The following is a 19,446-nucleotide window of genomic DNA, read 5'->3' as shown; positions in this document are numbered from 1 at the left end:
AACATGCTAGCATTCCAGAGGTCAGAAACCATGTACTTTTTTGGGAGCGATCTTGAGCAACATCGTGATCGCCACGCGCGAAAGCCGGCTGGCCCTGTGGCAGGCCGAACACGTGCAAACGCTTTTGCAAGAACGAGGCCACAGCGTCAGCCTGCTGGGCATGACGACCCGTGGTGACCAGATCCTGGACCGCACGCTGAGCAAGGTCGGCGGCAAGGGCCTCTTCGTCAAGGAACTCGAAGCCGCGCTCGAAGACGGGCGCGCCGACATCGCCGTGCATTCGCTCAAGGATGTGCCGATGGAGCTGCCCGAGGGCTTCACGCTGGCCTGCGTGCTGGAGCGCGAAGACCCGCGCGACGCGCTGGTGTCGCCGCGCTACGCCTCGCTCGACGAGCTGCCGCAGGGCGCGGTGGTCGGCACCTCCAGCCTGCGCCGCGTGGTGCTGCTGCGCGCGCAGCGGCCCGACCTGCGCATCGAACCGCTGCGCGGCAACCTCGACACCCGCCTGCGCAAGCTCGACGAAGGCCACTACGACGCCATCGTGCTCGCGGCGGCCGGGCTCAAGCGGCTGGGCCTCGAAGACCGCATCCGCGTCGCCTTCGACCCCGACACCATGCTGCCCGCCGCAGGGCAGGGCGCCCTGGGCATCGAGGTGCGCGCGGACCGCCAGGACCTCATCGACCTGCTGGCACCGCTCGCCCACAAGGGCGACTGGCTCAGTACCACCGCGGAGCGCGCCGTGAGCCGCGCGATGGGCGGCAGCTGCTCCATGCCGCTCGCGGCCCATGCGCGCCGCCAGCCCGACGGCACGCTGCGCATCGATGCCGCCTGGGGCGACCCGGAAGGCGACGCGCCGCTGGTGCGTGTGCACGCCCAGGCCGAGGCCGGCGACTTCGCGGGGGCCGATGCCCTCGGCCAGCACGCCGCCGGGCTGCTGCGCGACGCCGGTGCCCACTGATCACGGTGGGCGCCGGGCGATGAGCGCGGGGCCTGTCATCGTCACGCGGCCGGCGCACGAAGCGGCGGCGTGGGTTCGTGATTTCCAGTCGGCCGGCCTTGATGCCGTGGCGCTGCCGCTGATCGCCATTGCGCCCGCGCTCGACGTGGAACCGCTGCGCGCCGCGTGGACGCGGCTCGCGGACTACGCGGCGCTCATGTTCGTGAGCGCTACCGCCGTCGATCACTTCTTCCAGCACCGTGGCAGCTCGACCCTCGCCGGTTGCCGCTTCTGGGCCACCGGCCCCGGCACCGAGCGCGCGCTGCTGCGTGCCGGCGTGCCGCCCGCGGCCATCGACGCGCCGCCACCCGGCGCCACGCGCTTCGACTCCGAGGCGCTGTGGGCGCTGGCCCACGGGCAGGTGTCGCCGGGCGTGCGCGTGCTCATCGTGCGCGGCGGCGACGAAGCCGGCCAGCCGGCCGGCCGCCAATGGCTGGCCCGGGAGATCGACGCCGCTGGCGGCGTGCGCGACACCGTCGTGGCCTACCGGCGCCTGGCGCCCGCGCTCGATGAGGCACAACGCCGCATCGCGACCGAAGCCGCCGCCGGGCGCGGCATCTGGCTCTTCAGCAGCTCGGAAGCCATCGGCAACCTGCGGCGCGCACTGCCGGGCACCTCGTGGCAGGCCGCGCGCGCCATCGCCACCCATGCACGCATCGGCGAAGCCGCGCAGGCCGCGGGTTTCGGGGCGTTGCGTGTCTGCACACCCCTGCGGGAAGCGCTGATCGCGTCGATAGAATCCTTCGCATGAGCGCCGCGTCCCCGTCCGACGACCTTTCTCCCCCTTCCGCCGCCCCTGTGCAGGTGCCCGCCACGGTGGCGCCGCACCAGACGCCCGCCGCCCAGGCGGCCGCGGCCACCCTGCTGGCGCGCATCGGCATGGGCCTCGTGGCCCTCGTGGCGCTGATCGCGCTGCTGTCGACCATCGCGCTGTGGCAGAAGGTCGGCGGCATGAAGGAACAGCTCGCGCGCCAGAGCGCCGAGGCCACCGCCCAGTCGATGGAAGCGCGCACGCTGGCGCGCCAGGCCAGCGACACCGTGCGCGACGCCGCCGCCCGCGTGGCCCTCATCGAGACCCGCGTGGCCGAAGTCGCGTTGCAGCGCTCGCAGCTCGAAGAACTCATTCAAAGCCTCTCGCGTTCGCGCGACGAGAACCTGGTGATCGACATCGAATCCGCCGTGCGCCTCGCGCTGCAGCAGGCGCAGGTCACGGGCAGCCTCGAGCCGCTGCTCGCCGCGCTCAAGGCCGGCGACCTGCGCATCGCACGCGCCGCGCAACCGCGGCTCGCGCCCGTGCAGCGCGCCATGCAGCGCGATGCCGACCGCCTGCGCAGCAGCGCCAGCACCGACAGCGCCGAAGCGCTGCAGAAGCTCGACGAACTGGTGCGCAGCGTGGACGACCTGCCCACGCTCAACGCGGTGGCCGTGCGCGGCACCGGCGTCAACGCCTGGCGGCCCGAACCCATTCCCGCCGATGCGCCCTGGTGGCAGCGCGTGCTGCTGACCATCCGCGGCGAGGCCCGTTCGCTGGTGCGCGTGGGCCGCATCGAGAGCCCCGAGGCGGTGCTGCTGGCGCCCGAGCAGTCGTACTTCCTGCGCGAGAACCTCAAGCTCAAGCTGCTCAACGCGCGGCTGTCGCTGTTGTCGCGCCAGATGGACGCCGCACGCGGCGAGCTGGGCCAGGTCACCGCATCGCTCAACCGCTATTTCGATCCGGCCTCGCGCCGCACGCAGGCCGCGGCCACGCAGCTGCAGCAACTGCAGCAGCTCGTGCGCAGCACGGAGCCGGTGCGCATCGACGACACGCTGGCCGCGCTGACCACCGCGGCCGCAGGGCGCTGATCCGTTCATGCGCGCTGCAATCTGGCTCCTCGCGCTGTTCGCCGTCGCCGCGGCGGTGGCGCTGTTCGCCGGCAACAACCAGGGCACGATCACCGTGTTCTGGCCGCCGTGGCGGGTCGACCTTTCGCTGAACCTCGTGCTCGTGATCCTGCTGCTGACCTTCGTGCTGCTGCACGTCGCGTTGCGCGCGCTCGCGGCGCTGTTCTCGCTGCCCACGCAGGCGCGCCACTGGCGGCTGCAGCAGAAGGAACGCATGCTGCACTCCGCCTTGCTCGATGCGATGGTGCAGCTGATCGCCGGCCGCTTCTCGCGCGCACGCAAGGCCGCGCAGGCCGCGCTCACCCAAGAAAAGACACTGGCCGCGCTCGGCGCCGACCTGCCGCAGGCGCAGCAGGTGCGTGTGCTGTCGCACCTGCTGGCCGCCGAAAGCGCGCAGGCCCTGCAGGACAAGGCGGCGCGCGACGCCCACCTGCAGCAGGCCCTGAATGAAAGCGCCGACCGCACCGTGCTCGCGAGCCCGGAAACCCGAGAAGGCGTGCAGCTGCGCGCCGCACGCTGGGCGCTCGACGACCGCGACCCCACGGCCGCGCTCGCGCGGCTCGAAGAACTGCCGCAAGGCGCACAGCGCCGCACGCTGGCGCTGCGGTTGCGGCTCAAGGCCGCGCGGCAAGACCGCCGCACGGTCGAAGCGCTCGACACCGCGCGCCTGCTGGCCAAGCACCGCGCCTTCTCCGACGCGGCGGCGCAAAGCATCGTGCGCGGTCTCGCGACCGAACTGCTGACCGGCGCACACGACCCGGCGCAGCTGCTGCGTGCATGGTCCGAACTCGATTCCGCCGAACGCCAGATGCCCGAGGTGGCCATCCACGCGGCGCAGCGCATGGTCGCGCTGCGTGGCGACCTGGCGCTGGCACGCGGCTGGCTGCTGCCGGCCTGGGAGCGCATGGTGGCGAACCCGCGCGGTCTCGGCGACGGGCTGCGCGTGAAGCTCACGCGCGCGCTCGAAGCGGGGCTCGACTCGGTGGATGCCGACTGGCTCGCACGCATCGAAAGCGCGCAGCGCAACAACCCGCGCGACCCGAACCTGCAGTACCTCGCCGGCATGGCCTGCATGAAGCGCCAGCTGTGGGGCAAGGCCCAGCAGCTGCTCACGCAGGCCGGGCTCGGGTTGCAGGACCCCGACCTCTACCGGCGCGCCTGGCTCGCGCTGGCTCAGCTGGCGGAGGCGCGCGAAGACCACGCGCAGGCCGCCGACGCGTGGAAGCGCGCGGCGCAGATCGACAACACCCCCTGATCTTTTTTGGGTTCCGTCGTGCGTCCTGGCTTCAGGAGCACGCGGATTCCTTGGCGGCCGTCAGGCCCGCCGCCTGCACTGATGGCTTGCCGTTGCCGAAGATCAACAGGCTGAGGCCGGCGAGCACCCACACCCCGATCCCGCCGTAGAGCATCACCCAGCCGAAGCTGTGCACCAGCGCCGCATGCACGGCGACGCCCGACGGATCGGCCTGTACCAGAGCCGGGAATTGCTCGGGCAGCGAGGCGAAGCTGCCTGCCGCGACCTTCTCGGCCAGCGCGCGCAGCTGCGCTGCATCGAGCGACGCAGACAAGGCCTGCTTCAGGTGCGCGTGAATCCCTTCGAGCAACAGGAAGCCCATCAGCGCGATGTTCACGGCCAGCGTGATCAGCCGCGCGCTCATGTCCATGCCCGAGGCCATGCCCGCGCGGGCGCTCGACACCGAGCCGGTGGTGGTGTTGGTCACGGGCGTGTTCGTCAGGCCCAGCCCGATGCCGGCCAGCAGGCAGCCGGGCAGCAACGTGAGCCAGCTCGCATGCGCCACGCCGCTGCCCCAGCGCATCGCGATGAAGCCCAGGCCGATCACGAACAGCCCCGCCGGGATGACCACGCCGGGCCGGTAGCGCATCGACAGCCGCTCGGCCAGCGGCGGCAGCACCAGCGTGGGCAGCGTGTAGGCCAGCAGCGCCGAGCCGGCCGTGACGGCGTCGTAGCCCAGGCCGCTCTGGAAGTAGATCGGCAGGTAGATCATGAACGGCCAGAAGCTGAAGTTCATGCCGATGGAGCCGACGATCGAGCCCGAAAAATTGCGGATGCGGAACACCGAGAAGTCGAACATCGGGTGCGGGTTGATCTTCTCGACCCACAGGAAGACCGCGAAGCAGGCCAGCGTCGCCGCGAGGATGCCCACGGCCACGGGGCTCGTGAAGCCGAGGCCCGGCCCCTGCGTGATGAAGTAGGTGAGGCCGAACACCGCGAGCGACAGCGTGACGATGCCCGGCAGGTCGAGCCGCTTCGCGTCGGGGTCGCTGGACTCTTCCACGCTGCCCAGGACCAGCGCCAGCGCCACCACGGCCAGCGGCACATGCACCAGGAACACCCATTCCCAGCTCGACAGTGCGACGATCGCGCCGCCGACGATCGGCCCGAAGCCCAGCCCCATGCCGAACACCACGCCCCAGATCGCGAAGGCCTTGCTGCGTTCCTTGCCTTCCTGGAACTGGTGCGACAGCACCGCGAGCTGGCAGATCAGCATCGCGCCGCCGGCCAGGCCCTGCAGGAAGCGGCTGACGATCAGCACCCATGCGTTGCCCGCGATGCCGCACGCCAGCGAGGTGAGGCCGAACAGCACCACGCCGACGATCAGCACGCGCTTGCGGCCGTAGCGGTCGGCCACGGTGCCGGCCGCCATCAAGACCGTGGTGCAGGCGAGGGTGTAGGCGTTCATGATCCACTGCATGTCGCTGAAGTCGCCGTGCAGTGATTGTTCGAGCGTGGGAAGAATGACCGGCACGCTGGAGATTTCCAGGCCGAACATCAGGGCAATCAGGCAGACCGCGGACAGGGCGATCCGGTTCTTGCCGGCAGGGGAGAGGGACATCGGACGGTTTCCAAAAAGGCAGAGCGGCCGATTCTGGTGAAACCCTCTTCATGATGGAAATGATTTGATTTCCTAGAATTCATTAGGAAACATCATTGATAAAAACTCGCCATGGACTTCGACCCCACGCTGTTGCGCGCCTTCGTGGCCGTCAAGGAAACCGGCGGCTTCACGCGCGCCGCCGAGCGCCTGCACCTGACCCAGTCGGCCATCAGCCACCAGATCCGCAAGCTCGAGGAGCAGGTGGGCCGGCCGCTGCTGCACCGCACGACGCGCCGCCTCACGGTGACCGAGGACGGTGAAGACTTCCTGCGCTACGCGACGCAGATCCTCGACACGCTCGACGCGATGACGCGGCGCTTCCAGCCCTCGCAGATCTCGGGCGTGGTGCGTTTCGGCGTGCCGGACAACTTCATGGGCGACCGCCTGCCGCCGCTGCTCTCGCAGTTCGCGCGCGGGTTCCCGGCGGTGCGCATGGAGGTCTGCGTGAGCATGCACACCGACTTGCGCGCGGCCATCCGCGCCGGCGAGCTCGACCTCGCGGTCGTGATGTCGCCGCCCGACGTGGTGGAGGGCACCTGCCTGCGGCGCACGCAGCTGGTGTGGGCCGCGGCCGAGACCTTCGAGGTGCCGAAGGGCGCATCGCTGCCGCTGGCCTTCTTTCCGAAGCCGTGCGTCAACCGGCAGGTGGCCGGGTCGGCGCTCGACCTGGTGTCGCTCGACTGGCACGTGGTCTTCACCTCGGCCAGCCCGCAGGGCATTCGCGCGGCGGTGCTGGCGGGGCTGGCGGTGACGGTGCTCACGCGCGAGGAGGTGGAGCCGGGCATGAAGATCGTCGACGGCCGCTACGGCCTGCCGCCGCTGCCGAGCGTGAACTTCTCGCTGATCTGGAGCGAGAGCGGCAAGACGCCCTGCGCCTGCCGCTTCGGGCAGCTGATCCTGGAGATGCCGGACCTGCCCGGCGTCGAGGCACTACCGCCGCAGGCCTGAATTCCGAAGCAAAAAAAACGGCGCCACGAAGGCGCCGTTTTCATTTGCGAGGGAGCAGGGCTCAGAGCGAGCGCTGCTGTTCCTGCGGCTGCTGTTGCTGCTGTTCGAACGGCAGCGACATCGAACCGAGGTCGCGGCGGGTTTCGACCAGCACCAGCGGACCTTCGTCGAGCACGATCACCGGCGGGCGCTCGCGCGGCACGTGCACCGGCTTCGGCTCGGCGGCGATCGCGGCGCGCGCCTGCGCGATGCGTTCGGCGTCCGAGTTGACCCACTGCAGGCCCGAGCTTTCGGCGATCTGCGCCAGTTCGTTCAGCGGCAGTTCGAAGGCCTGCACCTTGGGCAGTGCGCGGCCGTTGCTGGCGGGCGCTGCGGCTGCGGGCTTGGCCGCGGCTTCGACCACGATGGGCGCTGCGACAGGTGCCGGTGCGGGCGCAGCGGGGCGCTCGAAGCGCGGCTGCTCTTGCACCTGCGGCGCGGGTTCGCGCACTTCGACAGCGGTGGCGACCACGGCCACGGCAGCGGCTTCCGCCACCAGCGGCAGTTGCTGCTGCGGCTGGCGCTCGGCCTGGGCTTCGGTAGCCACGGCGCCTTCGGCGACCGGTGCGGCGTCTGCGCCGTTGGCTTCGTTGCCACCGTTGCCGGCGTCGTCACGCGGACCGCGTTCGCGGCGATCACGGCCGTAGCGGTCACGCGAACGGCCGCGGCGCTCTTCGCCTTCGCGGCGCGGGGCTTGCTGCTCGTTGCCTTCGTTGTTGTTGCCTTGCTCGGCATCGCCGGCGACGGCCGATTCGGCCACGCGTGCGTCGCCTTCGTTGGCGGCAGGGGCGTCGTTGCGGCGCTCGCGGCGGCCGTCGTTGCGCTCACCGCGCGGGCCGCGCGACTCGTCGCCACGGCCGTTGCGGGGCTGGCGCTCGCCGTCGCCGGCGGGTGCTGCTTCATCGCGCGGCTGTTGCTGCTGCGCGTCGCCGTTGCGCTCACCGCGCTCGTTGCGTTCGCCGCCACGTTCACCACGCTCGCCGCGCTCGCCACGTTCACGGCGCTCGCCGCGGGCGCGCGGTGCGCGTTCCGCTGCGGCATTGCCGTTCTCGTCGCCGCCGGGTGCCGGCTGCTGTTGCTGTGCGTCGAGGTTCAGGTTGCCGTCGAGCAGGGCTTCGGCCGGCGCGTTGCGGCCTTCGCCACCTTCGCGGCGCTCGCCGCGACCGCCACGGCGTTGTTCGCCGTCGCGCGGGGCGCGTGCTTCGCGCGGTTCGCGTTGCTCGCGTGCCGGGTTGGTGCTGTCGTTGCGCTGCTCGGTGTTGCGAGCCTCGCCGCGGCGTTCGCCACCACTGCCGCCTTCACGGCGCTCGCCGCCGCGTCCGCCACGGCGGTCGCCGTCGCGTCCGCCCGAACGGCCGCCGCCTTCGCCACGGCCTTCGCCGCCGCGTCCGCCGCGGCGCTGTTCGCCGTCGGTGCCGCGCGCACCGCGCGTTTCGCCGTCACGGCCCGGACGACCGCCTTCGCGGCGGGGCTTCGGTGCTTCGACCGGAATGGCGCTGGGGGCCGGTGCCGGTGCGGGCGCCGGCGAGGCGCCGCCGAAGAAGCTCTTGATCCAGGCCATGAAGCCGGTCTGTGCCGGGGCCGGAGCGACCACCGCGGGCGGGGCCACCGGGGCGGGCGCGGGCGCAGCGCGCACCGCTTCGGGCTTGGGCGGCACCACGGGCGCGGGTGCGTCGGGCAGCACGCCCTTGATGACCGGCGTCTGCTTGTTGGTGGGTTCTTGCGAACGGCGCGTGACCGAGGTCGGGTCCTCGATCTCGTCGGCCATCTTGTAGCTGGCTTCGATGTGGTCGAGGCGCGGGTCGTCGTGCTTGAGGCGCTCGAGCTTGTAGTTCGGCGTTTCGAGCGTCTTGTTGGGCACCATCAGCACGGTGACACGCTGCTTGAGCTCGATCTTGGCGATTTCGGGGCGCTTTTCGTTCAGCAGGAACGAAGCGACTTCCACGGGCACCTGCACATGCACGGCGGCCGTGTTGTCCTTCATGGACTCTTCCTGAATGATGCGCAGGATCTGCAGCGCGCTCGATTCGGTGTCGCGGATGTGGCCCGAGCCGCCGCAACGGGGGCAGGGGATCGACGAGCCTTCCGACAGCGCGGGCTTCAGGCGCTGGCGGCTCATTTCCATCAGGCCGAACTTGCTGATCGAGCCGAACTGCACGCGGGCGCGGTCCTGGCGCAGCGCGTCGCGCAGGCGGCTTTCGACTTCGCGGCGGTTCTTCGACTCGTCCATGTCGATGAAGTCGATGACGATCAGGCCGCCCAGGTCGCGCAGGCGCATCTGGCGGGCCACTTCGTCGGCGGCTTCGAGGTTGGTGCGGGTGGCGGTCTCTTCGATGTCGCCGCCCTTGATGGCGCGGGCCGAGTTCACGTCGACCGACACCAGTGCTTCGGTGTGGTCGATCACGATGGCGCCGCCCGAGGGCAGCTGCACGGTGCGGGCGTAGGCTGACTCGATCTGGTGCTCGATCTGGAAGCGGCTGAACAGGGCCGCGTCGTCGCGGTAGCGCTTCACGCGGGCGGCATGCTCGGGCATGACGTGCGCCATGAACTGCTGCGCCTGGTCGTAGATGTCGTCGGTGTCGATCAGGATGTCGCCGATGTCGTGATTGAAGTAATCACGGATGGCGCGGATGACGAGCGACGATTCCTGGTAGATCAGGAAGGCGCCCTTGCCGCCCTTGGCCGCGCCGTCGATGGCGGTCCACAGCTTGAGCAGGTAGTTCAGGTCCCACTGGAGTTCGGGCGCCGAGCGGCCGATGCCGGCGGTGCGCGCGATGATGCTCATGCCCTTCGGGTACTCGAGCTGGTCCATCGCCTCCTTGAGCTCGGCGCGGTCGTCGCCCTCGATGCGGCGCGACACGCCACCGCCACGGGGGTTGTTGGGCATCAGCACGACATAGCGGCCGGCCAGCGAGATGAAGGTGGTGAGGGCCGCGCCCTTGTTGCCGCGTTCTTCCTTTTCGACCTGGACGGTGAGTTCCTGGCCTTCACGGATCACGTCCTGGATGCGGGCCTGGCTGGCCGACACGCCTTCGGCGAAATACTGCTTGGAGATTTCCTTGAACGGCAGGAAGCCGTGGCGGTCTTCGCCGTAGTCGACGAAACAGGCTTCGAGCGAAGGCTCGACGCGGGTCACGACCGCCTTGTAGATGTTGCCCTTGCGCTGTTCGCGCCCTTCGATTTCGATTTCGTAGTCGAGCAGTTTCTGCCCGTCGACGATGGCCAGGCGGCGTTCTTCGGCCTGCGTGGCATTGATCAGCATCCGCTTCATGATGCGTTGTCCTTATATGTATCGTTCTTGCGGCTCATGACGAGCCAACGATGCACGGACGACGCCCGCGAAACCAGGGAATTGCCGCTTGGCCCCGGATGCTGTGACTGCCGCGCCAGGCGCGAGCAGGCCTCTCGAGCGTCAGCTCAAGAAGACAGCCGGGGTGGGGGCGCGTGGATGGGCGCGAGCCAGATTCGGTGTTGGGCAGCTATCTTTTTGATAGCTGATTGCGCAAGGGTGGCGCGCACTGCGGGCGATTCAATGCCTGAGGCGACTGGTCGAAACCAGGTCGACCAGCGCAGGCATATTTGAATCAGCAGCATCAACACAACAAGGGACTCGCTTCGATCCGCCTGCAGCTTGGAAGCTGCAGGCTGGGTATTCCGTATCGGTGTTTCGTGGGTGTCGGCTTGACTTGGGTGCCTGGCCTGCCACTTTGCGCGATTGCGCGGGGTTTGCGGGCTGGACGCCAAAGCGGCATCGACCTCACAGCATGATCGTCAGTGCTCTAAACTTCTGTCTAATCAAGCACTTACACGACCGCGCTGGTGAAAAACATTATAGGTGCGAAGAAAAGCCCCGCGGGGGCTCCAAATCCCGCGGATCGACCCGCGGGCGCCGACACCGGTACGCCGCACGCCGCCATCCACTTCCTGACCGTCGACGCCGAATCGGCCGGGCAGCGGCTCGACAATTTCCTGTTTCGCCATCTGAAAGGTGTGCCGAAGACGCACGTCTACCGGATCATCCGGTCGGGCGAGGTGCGCATCAACAAGGGCCGGGCCCAGGCCGATACCCGCATCGAAGACGGTGACCTGGTCCGGATTCCGCCGGTCCGCATCTCGCCACGCGCCGAAGAGGGCGCCACGCCGCCCGCGCCGGCGCGGGAGTTTCCGGTGCTGCTCGAAGACGAGGCCGTGCTGGCCATCGACAAGCCCGCCGGTGTCGCGGTGCATGGCGGCAGTGGCGTGAGCTTCGGGGTGATCGAGCAATTGCGCACGGCGCGTCCGGGCGCCAAGTTCCTGGAACTGGTGCACCGGCTCGACCGCGAAACCTCCGGCATCCTGCTGGTCGCCAAGAAGCGCAGCGCACTGGTGGCATTGCAGGACCAGTTTCGCGAGCGCGAAACCGGCAAGACCTACCTGGCGCTGGTCGAGGGCGACTGGCCCGCCAACAAGAAGGTGCTCGACGCGCCGCTGGCCAAGTACCTGCTGCCCGACGGCTCGGGGGCTGGTGCCGGCGAGCGCCGCGTGCGCGTGGTCGCCAAGGACCACCCCGACGCGATGCGCGCCGTCACGCTGGTGCGCGTGCTGGCCCGCCTCAGCCTGCCGGGCGACGCCACGCCGCTGTCATTGCTGGCGGTGACCATCAAGACCGGGCGCACCCATCAGATCCGCGTGCACCTGGCTTCGGCCGGGCATCCGATTGCGGGTGACGACAAGTACGGCGAGTCCGATCGGCAGCGTGCCCTGCACAAGCTCGGCCTCAAGCGCATGTTCCTGCATGCGTGGCGGCTGCAATTCAACCACCCGGCCAGCGGCGAGCGCATCGCGCTGCAGGCCGGACTGCCACCCGAGCTGCATGCGCTGATGTCGCGTGCGGCGCTCGAGGCGATGGCCCAACACCCCACCCCCACGGCCCATGACTGATTCTTCCGCCCGCCCTGCACGTTCCCCTCGCTTCGACCTGATCGCCTTCGACTGGGACGGCACGCTCTACGACTCCACCCGCCTGATCGTGCGCTGCATCCAAGCGGCCGTGGTCGATGTCGGCGGCGCCAAGCCCAGCGAGGACGATGCCGCCTGGGTGATCGGCCTGGGCCTGGCCGAGGCGCTCGCGCGCGCGGCGCCCGACGTGCCCAAGGAAAAGTACCCCGAACTCGGCGCCCGCTACCGCTACCACTTCCTGCAGCATCAGGACGACCTTGTGCTGTTCGACGGCGTGCTGCCGATGCTCGATGCGCTGCGCGCGCGCGGCCACAAGCTGGCCGTGGCCACGGGCAAGTCGCGCCGCGGCCTCAACGAAGCCTTGAAGACGGTGGCGCTGCGCGACCGCTTCGACGCCTCGCGCACCGCCGACGAAACCTTCGGCAAGCCGCATCCGCGCATGCTGCTCGAACTGATGGAAGAGCTCGACGTGCCGGCCGAGCGCACGCTGATGATCGGCGACACCACGCACGACCTGCAGCTGGCGCAGAACGCCGGCTGCGCCAGCGTGGGCGTGGGCTTCGGCGCGCATGCGTCGTCGACCTTCGACGAGTTCAAGCCGCTGTACGTGGCGCAGTCGATCGCCGAGCTGCAGGCCTGGCTGCTCGACAACGCCTGAGGGCCAAGGCATGAGCGACCAGCGCATCCCGTTGTGCAATGCCTCGGACCTGGTCGAGGGCGGCAACGCCGTGCCCTTCGACGTGGTCCACGGCGGCGAAACCTGCCGTGCCTTCGCGGTGCGCTTCGAAGGTCTGCCGCATGCGTACCTCAACCGTTGCAGCCATGTGGCGATGGAGATGGACTTCCAGCCCGACCGCTTCTTCGACGACTCCGGCCAGTGGCTGCTGTGCGCCACCCACGGCGCCGTCTACAAGCCCGACACCGGCGAGTGCGCGGGCGGGCCCTGCCGTGGCGGGCTCGTGAAGATCGCGCTGAGCGAAGAAGACGGCGTGGTGCACTGGCATACTGACTGGAACCTCCAACCTCTTTCCTTCTGACATGACCGATCCGAACCGCAGGGAACCCCAAGGTTTCGACCCGCTGGAGCCGGTTGCCCCTCTTACGACATCACAAGACAGTCCCCGCACCATGGCCCAAGATCCCACGCAGCGCCCCGGGTGGGAGCGCGCCACCCTCGAAAAGCTCGCCTTCGCCTCCCTGAATGAGCAGAAGGCCACGCGCCGCTGGAAGACCTTCGTGCGCCTGGGCTGGCTGGCTTTCTTCGTGTTCCTGGCCTGGTTTGCGTTCTCGCGCAGCACGCCCAGCACCGCCAAGACGACGGCCCACACGGCCGTCGTCGAGATCAAGGGCGAGATCGCCAACGGCGGCGACGCCAGTGCCGAGTTCGTGATCGCCGCCATGAAGACGGCCTTCGAGGACGAGGGCGCCAAGGGCGTGGTGCTGCTGATCAATTCCCCGGGCGGCAGCCCGGTGCAGGCCGGCATCATCAACGACGAGATCAAGCGCCTGAAGGCCAAGCACAAGAAGCCGGTCTACGCGGTGGTTGAAGAAACCTGCGCTTCGGCGGCGTACTACATCGCCGCTGCGGCCGACAAGATCTTCGTCGACAAGGCCAGCATCGTCGGCAGCATCGGCGTGCTGATGGACGGCTTTGGCTTCACCGGCGTGATGGAAAAGGTCGGTGTGGAGCGCAGGCTGCTGACGGCCGGTGAGAACAAGGGCTTCCTCGATCCGTTCAGCCCGATGAACGACGCGCAGCGCGCGCATGCCCAGACGATGCTCAACCAGATCCACACGCAGTTCATCAACGTCGTGAAGACCGGCCGCGGCGACCGCCTCAAGCTCGACACCCCGGGCCTGTTCAGCGGCCTGTTCTGGAGCGGCGAGCAGGCCGTGGAGTTCGGCCTGGCCGACCAGCTGGGCAACGTCGACTTCGTGGCCCGCGAGGTGATCAAGGCCGAGGAAGTCATCGACTACACGCGCCGCGACAACGTGGCCGAGAAGCTGGCCAAGAAGTTCGGCGCCGCCATGGGCGCGGCTTCGGTGAGCGCACTGAGGACTTCGCCGGCGCTGCGCTGAGCGCAGCTTCTTTCAGGCGGCACTGTCGGTGCTGCTGCCGGTGAACCGGGCCGAGGCCGCCAGCGCGGCGGCAAAGGCCACCACCACATAGAGCGCGGCGGTCAGCGAGCTGACCCGCGCCAGCAGGCCTATCACCGCAGGCCCTGCCATGAACCCCAGATAGGCGATGGCCGACACGGCGGCAATGCCGTTGGCGGGCGCCACACCCGGCACGCGGGCCGAGGCCCCGAACAGGATCGGCACCACGTTCGCAAAACCGACGCCGACCCCCGCGAAGCCGAGCAGCGCGAGCCAGGGCAGGTCGGTCAGCAATACCAGCGTCATGGCCGCTGCCGCGAGCAGGCCGCTGCCACGCAGCAATGCGGTGGGTGAGAAGCGGGCGCGCATCGCGTCGCCACCGAAACGTGCAGCCGCCATCGCGGCGGAAAAACTCGCATAGGCCAGGGCGGCCTGCTGCTGCGGGCTGCCCAGTTCCTGCTGCATGTAGAGCACGCTCCAGTCGTAGATGGCGCCCTCGGCGATCAACCCCAGCGCGGCCAGCACGCCGAGCACCGCGAGCACGCCACGCGGCAGGCGAAAGCTGTGGTCTGCCGCGGCCGCGCCGTCGGCGGGTGCAGCCGGCGTGGGCAGCATGCGCGTGGCTGCGAGCGCGACCACGCCGATCATCACCACGGCCACCGTCCACAAGTGCGTCTGGGGTGCCATGCCGGCGGCCAGCGCCGCGCTGCCGCTCGCGGCGCCGACCATGCCGCCGAGGCTGAACATGCCGTGCATGCCGCTCATCAACGGTTGGCCCCCGCGCAGTTCGAGCTGCGCGGCTTCGGTGTTGATCGCCACGTCGAACACGCTGGTGACGAGGCCGAACACCGCCAGCAGGCCCAGCAGCGCGGCATAGCCCGGCATCGCGATGAGGCCGGCGATCAGCAGGGCGTAGATGCAGCCGCAGAGCGCGGCCATGCGGCGCGGGCCGTGGCGGCCGATCCAGCGACCGGCGCTGGTCAGGCCGACCATCGCGCCGGCGCCTGCCGCGAGCATGGCGAGCCCGAGCTGCGCCTCATCGATGGCGTAGTGCGCCTTGACCGTGGGCACGTGCACGCCCCAGGTCGCGAAGATGAAGCCCGACGCGAAGAACTGGGCGCGCGATGCCCAGCGCGTACCGGCCGTGACGCCCGGCCCCACCGTCAGCGCCCGATCGCGAACACGGCGGGCAGGCGCTCGTCGGTCGTGGCCTGCGGCTTGGCGGCACGCCAGCTTTTCACCGTCTCGCTGCGCACCTGCGCGGTTGCCAGCGTCAGGCCCCGCGCGACCGCGAGCCGGGTGTTGTGCTGCAGCGTCTGCACCAGTGCCTGCAGCAGGGCGGCGTTGCGGTACGGCGTTTCGATGAAGAGCTGCGTCTGGCCGGTCTTGAGTGCGAGCGCCTCGAGCTCGCGGATGCGCGCCTGACGTTCGCCGCCGTCCTGCGGCAGGTAGCCGACGAAGGCGAAGTTCTGTCCGTTCAGGCCGCTTGCTGCGAGGGCCAGCAGCAAAGACGCCGGTCCGGTGAGCGGCACGACGGTGATGCCCAGGTCGTGCGCCGCGCGCGCCACCGACGAGCCGGGGTCGGCCACGGCGGGCATGCCGGCTTCGCTCAGCAGGCCGATGTCGTGGCCTTCGAGTGCGGCGGCCAGCAGCGGGCGGGCGTCGAACTGGCCGGCGTGGTCGCCTTTCTTGTGCACTTCGCGCGGCAGCTCCTGGATGTTCTGCGCCTGCAACGGCGCGGCCAGCGGAGCGACCGCGTCGATGCGCTTCAGGTAGGCGCGGGCCGACTTGGCGTTCTCGCATATCCAGTGCGTGATGCCGGCGGCGGCCTGCAGCGTGCCCAGTGGCAGGGCGTCCTGCAGCGGCGCCTGAAGATCGCAGCCGAAATCGAGCGGCGCGGGGACGAGGTAGAGCTTGCCTTTTGTGGTCACAGCAGGTCGACCCCCGCGGCGCGCAGCATCCGGCAGGTGCGGATCAGGGGCAGGCCGACCAGCGCGGTCGGGTCGTCGCTGTCGATGGCGTCGAGCAGCGCGATGCCGAAGCCTTCGCTCTTGGCGCTGCCGGCGCAGTCGTAGGGCTGCTCTGCCAATAGATAGCGCTCGATGGCGGCATCGGAAAGGTCTCGGAACACCACGCGCACGGGAGCGATGTCGCGCTGGACGAAGCCCGTGGCATGGCAGACGACGGCCACGGCGGTCTGGAAGACCAGCGTCTGGCCGCGCATGCGGCGCAATTGGGCGGTCGCCCGGGCGTGGTCGCCGGGCTTGCCGAGCGCCTCGCCCGCCAGGTCGGCGACCTGGTCGGAGCCGATCACCACCGCGTCGGGAAAGCGTGCGGCCACGGCATTGGCCTTTTCCAGCGCCAGGCGCTCGGCCAGCGCGCGGGGCGTTTCGCCGGCGTGCGGGGTTTCGTCGACGTCGGGGGCATGCACCTCGAAGGGCAGATGGAGGCGGGTGAGCAGTTCGCGGCGGTAGCGCGAGGTCGAGGCAAGGATCACGGTGCGTTGCATGCAGCGATTGTGCGTGAGCGACCGGACCCGACCCGTGCGGTGGGTTGCTCGCCTGGGAAGCTGGCGGGCGCGCTAGACTGGGACGGATGAAGAGAGAATTTGCCCCCGAAAGGCTCAATGTGCCCGCGTTCACCGCGGCGGCCGCCACCCTGGACGGCGACGACCCGGTTCCTGGCTTTGCGCGCCTCGTCGCCGAACTGGCAACGCCGGCCACCGATGCGGTGGTCCACTGGGAAGCGACCGGCGAGGAGCGCCCCGGCGCCGACGGCAAGGCGACGTCCTGGCTGCACCTGGACGTCGAAGCCACCGTGCCGCTGGTGTGTCAGCGCTGCCTGTCGCCCGTCGATACCGAGCTGTTCGTGGACCGCTGGTTCCGTTTCGTGGCCGACGAAGCCACGGCGGAGGCGGAAGACGAGGATTCCGACGAGGACCTGCTGGTAATCAGTCGCGATTTCGATCTGCGCGAGCTCATCGAGGACGAGCTGCTGATGGAAATCCCCACCATGCCGGTCCACGACGTGTGCCCGACGCCGGTCCGCCTCTCGTCTAGCGACGACGATTTCCAGGCGGCCGAAGAGGCCAAGCCGAACCCCTTTGCCGTGCTCGGCGCGTTGCGTCCGCGCAAGCCGGAAGAGGGCAAGTAGCCCTTTCTCTGCGGCTGGGCTATAATCATGGGCTTCGCGCGCGCCGCCGTGAGCAGCAATGCATACAAGGCAAAGGCAGAACGTGGCATTCCATGCATGCCGCCGGAGCTTTCGCCTCATTGCCACCGCTTGAGCCCGCATCCAGTCACCCACCTAACCGTCCAGGAGCCATCATGGCCGTCCAGCAAAACAAGAAGTCGCCTTCCAAGCGCGGCATGCACCGTTCACACAACGCTCTGGTTGTCCCCGGCATCGCCGTGGAGCCGACCACTGGCGAAACGCACCTGCGCCACCACATCAGCCCCAACGGTTTCTACCGTGGCCGTCAGGTGCTCAAGAACAAGTCCGAAGCCTGATCTCGAATCCCAAGGCCAAGGCCCGAAGCTACTTTTGCTGTAGCGTCGGGCCTTTGTTTTGATGGCTGCGCCTTTTTCTCCCGAACTCACTGCTGCGCCCGCCGCAATCACGCTCGCCGTGGATTGCATGGGGGGTGATCATGGGCCGCGTGTCACGCTCGCGGCCTGCCGCGCGTTTCTCGAGCGGCACAGCGAAGCCTCGTTGCTGCTGGTCGGTGCGCCGGCCGCTTTGGCAGGGTTTGCCGACCATCCGCGCGCCCGCATCGTGCCGGCCAGTGAAGTGGTCGGCATGGACGATCCCATCGAAATCGCCTTGCGCAAGAAGAAGGACTCTTCGATGCGCGTCGCGATCCAGCAGGTCAAAGATGGCAGTGCGCAAGCGGCCATATCTGCTGGCAACACGGGTGCATTGATGGCGATTGCGCGCTATCTGCTGAAGACGCTCGACGGCATCGATCGTCCTGCCATCGCGCCCCAGCTACCGAATGTGAAGGGCGGGGCGACCACCGTGCTCGATCTCGGCGCGAACGTGGATTGCGACGCCGAGGACCTGCTGCAGTTCGCCGTGCTTGGCTCGGCGCTCGTTTCGGCGCTGACCGGCAACGAGTCGCCTTCGGTCGGTTTGCTCAATATTGGCGAAGAGGCCATCAAGGGCAGTGAAACCATCAAGAAGGCGAGCCAACTGCTGCGTACGGCTGCCAACTCCAAGGATCTGAACTTCTACGGCAACGTGGAAGGCAACGACATCTTCAAGGGTACGACCGACATCGTCGTGTGCGACGGGTTTGTCGGCAACGTGGCGTTGAAGGCCAGCGAAGGTGTCGCCTCGATGATCGGTGAGTTCATTCGGGTCGAGTTCTCGCGGAATATCTTCACCAAGCTGGTCGCAATTGTTGCTTACCCGGTTCTAAAAGCGTTCAAAGGTCGTCTGGATCACCGTCGTTACAACGGCGCGGCCTTGTTGGGCCTGCGCGGGCTGGTATTCAAGAGCCATGGCTCGGCCGACGAAGTGGCTTTCGGCCATGCGTTGGATCGCGCTTATGATGCCGCTCGCAACAACCTGCTCGATCGCGTGCGGGCCCGCATCGCCCACGCCGCGCCTTTGCTCGCGCGGCAGGAGTCGGCGGCGCCGGCCGACGCGACAGCCCTTCACGCTTGATGACCCCTTTTTCGCGCATTACCGGCACCGGCAGCTACCTGCCCCCCCGCCGCGTCACCAATGACGACCTTGCCAAGGATCTGGCGACACGCGGCATCGAAACTTCCGATCAGTGGATCGTCGAGCGCACCGGCATCCATGCGCGTCACTTCGCCGCGCCCGATGTCAGCAGCAGCGATCTCGGCCTCGAAGCCGCGAAGCACGCGCTGGAAGCCGCCGGCCGCAAGGCGAGCGACGTCGACCTGATCATCGTCGCGACCTCGACGCCGGACATGGTGTTCCCGTCGTCGGCCGCGATCCTCCAGCACAAGCTCGGCATCGCCGGCTGCCCGGCCTTCGACGTCCAGGCGGTCTGCAGCGGTTTCGTTTACGCGCTGACGGTGGCCGACGCGATGATCCGCACGGGCACCGCGCGCTGCGCGCTGGTGATCGGTGCTGAAGTGTTCTCCCGCATCCTCGACTTCAACGACCGCACCACATGCGTGCTGTTCGGCGACGGCGCGGGCGCGGTGGTGCTCGAGGCTTCCGACGAACCCGGCATCCTGGCCAGCGACCTGCATGCGGACGGCAAGCACGTCGGCATCCTGTGCGTGCCGGGCCATGTGTCGGGCGGCAACGTGCTGGGCACGCCGCTGCTGCACATGGACGGCCAGGCGGTCTTCAAGCTGGCAGTCCGCGTGCTCGAAGAGGCTGCGCGCGCCACGCTCGCCAAGGCTGGCAAGACCGAAGCCGACATCGACTGGCTGATCCCGCACCAGGCCAACATCCGCATCATGGAAGGCACGGCCAGGAAGCTGAAGCTGCCGCGCGAGAAGCTGGTGGTCACGGTGCACGAGCACGGCAACACCTCGGCCGCCTCGATCCCGCTGGCGCTCGACGAAGCCGTGCGCTCGGGCAAAGTGAAAAAGGGTGAGACCCTCATGCTGGAAGGCGTGGGCGGTGGCTTCACCTGGGGCGCGGTGCTATTGAATCTGTAGTGCG

The 19,446-nt window shown here is 68.9% G+C and carries 18 protein-coding genes; 13 read left to right on the top strand and 5 right to left on the bottom strand.

Translation table 11 applies throughout. From position 1 onward, the window contains the following. The first annotated feature begins 52 nt into the window (after positions 1-52). Genes hemC through AC07Q9_RS25150 form a run of 4 tightly spaced genes read left to right on the top strand, consistent with a single transcriptional unit; the run spans position 53 to position 4,133 of the window. Positions 53-958 (top strand): hydroxymethylbilane synthase, encoded by a 906-nt coding sequence (gene hemC / locus AC07Q9_RS25165; RefSeq protein ID WP_495312169.1) that lies wholly within the window; start codon positions 53-55, stop codon positions 956-958. A gap of 19 nt (positions 959-977) precedes the next feature. Then, complete coding sequence (locus tag AC07Q9_RS25160; protein ID WP_495312168.1) at positions 978-1,748, top strand: uroporphyrinogen-III synthase; 771 nt, start codon at positions 978-980, stop codon at positions 1,746-1,748. Beyond that, positions 1,745-2,839 (top strand): uroporphyrinogen-III C-methyltransferase, encoded by a 1,095-nt coding sequence (locus AC07Q9_RS25155; RefSeq protein WP_354342729.1) that lies wholly within the window; start codon positions 1,745-1,747, stop codon positions 2,837-2,839. The genes AC07Q9_RS25160 and AC07Q9_RS25155 overlap by 4 nt, the downstream gene beginning before the upstream one ends. Positions 2,840-2,846: 7 nt before the next feature. Continuing rightward, complete coding sequence (locus tag AC07Q9_RS25150; protein ID WP_492681530.1) at positions 2,847-4,133, top strand: heme biosynthesis protein HemY; 1,287 nt, start codon at positions 2,847-2,849, stop codon at positions 4,131-4,133. Between the two features lie 31 nt (positions 4,134-4,164). Here the strand turns inward: AC07Q9_RS25150 and AC07Q9_RS25145 are convergent, their stop codons facing one another. Then, positions 4,165-5,733, bottom strand: a complete 1,569-nt coding sequence (locus tag AC07Q9_RS25145) for an MFS transporter (protein WP_495312167.1) — start codon at positions 5,731-5,733, stop codon at positions 4,165-4,167. A gap of 111 nt (positions 5,734-5,844) precedes the next feature. Between AC07Q9_RS25145 and AC07Q9_RS25140 the strand changes: the two genes are divergently transcribed. Beyond that, complete coding sequence (locus AC07Q9_RS25140) at positions 5,845-6,723, top strand: LysR family transcriptional regulator (protein ID WP_495312166.1); 879 nt, start codon at positions 5,845-5,847, stop codon at positions 6,721-6,723. A 61-nt stretch (positions 6,724-6,784) separates the two neighbouring features. Here AC07Q9_RS25140 and AC07Q9_RS25135 read toward each other — a convergent pair whose 3' ends face one another. Beyond that, positions 6,785-10,033, bottom strand: coding sequence for an Rne/Rng family ribonuclease (locus tag AC07Q9_RS25135; RefSeq protein WP_495312165.1), 3,249 nt, complete (start codon positions 10,031-10,033; stop codon positions 6,785-6,787). A 548-nt stretch (positions 10,034-10,581) separates the two neighbouring features. Between AC07Q9_RS25135 and AC07Q9_RS25130 the strand changes: the two genes are divergently transcribed. The 4 genes from AC07Q9_RS25130 to AC07Q9_RS25115 are packed head-to-tail and all read left to right on the top strand — an operon-like array spanning position 10,582 to position 13,779. Next, positions 10,582-11,682, top strand: coding sequence for an RluA family pseudouridine synthase (locus AC07Q9_RS25130; protein WP_369646078.1), 1,101 nt, complete (start codon positions 10,582-10,584; stop codon positions 11,680-11,682). Further along, the gene (locus tag AC07Q9_RS25125) at positions 11,675-12,358 is read left to right on the top strand and encodes an HAD family hydrolase (RefSeq protein ID WP_099795552.1); all 684 of its coding nucleotides are present in this window, start codon (positions 11,675-11,677) and stop codon (positions 12,356-12,358) included. Before AC07Q9_RS25130 ends, AC07Q9_RS25125 begins: the two co-directional genes overlap by 8 nt. 10 nt (positions 12,359-12,368) lie before the next feature. Further along, positions 12,369-12,737, top strand: coding sequence for a Rieske (2Fe-2S) protein (locus tag AC07Q9_RS25120; RefSeq protein ID WP_062475569.1), 369 nt, complete (start codon positions 12,369-12,371; stop codon positions 12,735-12,737). 1 nt (position 12,738) lies between these two features. Then, positions 12,739-13,779 carry a S49 family peptidase gene (locus tag AC07Q9_RS25115; protein ID WP_495312164.1) on the top strand — a complete coding sequence of 347 codons (1,041 nt, stop codon included), beginning with the start codon at positions 12,739-12,741 and terminating at the stop codon, positions 13,777-13,779. Positions 13,780-13,791: 12 nt separating this feature from the next. Here the strand turns inward: AC07Q9_RS25115 and AC07Q9_RS25110 are convergent, their stop codons facing one another. Genes AC07Q9_RS25110 through AC07Q9_RS25100 form a run of 3 tightly spaced genes read right to left on the bottom strand, consistent with a single transcriptional unit; the run spans position 13,792 to position 16,306 of the window. Beyond that, entirely contained in the window at positions 13,792-14,958 is a 1,167-nt protein-coding gene (locus AC07Q9_RS25110; RefSeq protein WP_495312163.1) for an MFS transporter, read from the bottom strand. A 2-nt stretch (positions 14,959-14,960) separates the two neighbouring features. Next, entirely contained in the window at positions 14,961-15,728 is a 768-nt protein-coding gene (locus AC07Q9_RS25105) for an SAM-dependent methyltransferase (protein ID WP_495312162.1), read from the bottom strand. After that, entirely contained in the window at positions 15,725-16,306 is a 582-nt protein-coding gene (locus AC07Q9_RS25100) for a Maf family protein (protein ID WP_495312161.1), read from the bottom strand. Before AC07Q9_RS25100 ends, AC07Q9_RS25105 begins: the two co-directional genes overlap by 4 nt. A gap of 86 nt (positions 16,307-16,392) precedes the next feature. On the opposite strand from AC07Q9_RS25100, the gene AC07Q9_RS25095 reads away from it, so the two are divergent. The 4 genes from AC07Q9_RS25095 (at position 16,393) to AC07Q9_RS25080 (ending at position 19,442) form a co-directional block, all read left to right on the top strand. Beyond that, complete coding sequence (locus tag AC07Q9_RS25095) at positions 16,393-16,950, top strand: YceD family protein (protein WP_492681512.1); 558 nt, start codon at positions 16,393-16,395, stop codon at positions 16,948-16,950. Between the two features lie 173 nt (positions 16,951-17,123). Continuing rightward, on the top strand, positions 17,124-17,306 hold the full coding sequence (gene rpmF, locus AC07Q9_RS25090; protein WP_007830466.1) for a 50S ribosomal protein L32: 183 nt from the start codon (positions 17,124-17,126) through the stop codon (positions 17,304-17,306). A gap of 61 nt (positions 17,307-17,367) precedes the next feature. Continuing rightward, on the top strand, positions 17,368-18,465 hold the full coding sequence (gene plsX, locus AC07Q9_RS25085) for a phosphate acyltransferase PlsX (protein ID WP_495312160.1): 1,098 nt from the start codon (positions 17,368-17,370) through the stop codon (positions 18,463-18,465). Next, a complete protein-coding gene (locus AC07Q9_RS25080; protein WP_495312258.1) occupies positions 18,465-19,442 on the top strand; it encodes a beta-ketoacyl-ACP synthase III in 978 nt (325 codons plus the stop codon). The genes plsX and AC07Q9_RS25080 overlap by 1 nt, the downstream gene beginning before the upstream one ends. Positions 19,443-19,446: the final 4 nt, after the last annotated feature.

This window comes from Variovorax sp. GW821-FHT09A10 (genome assembly GCF_059418385.1).
Note: the sequence above shows the minus strand (reverse complement) of the source record. Positions and strands in the feature narration are given on the sequence as shown.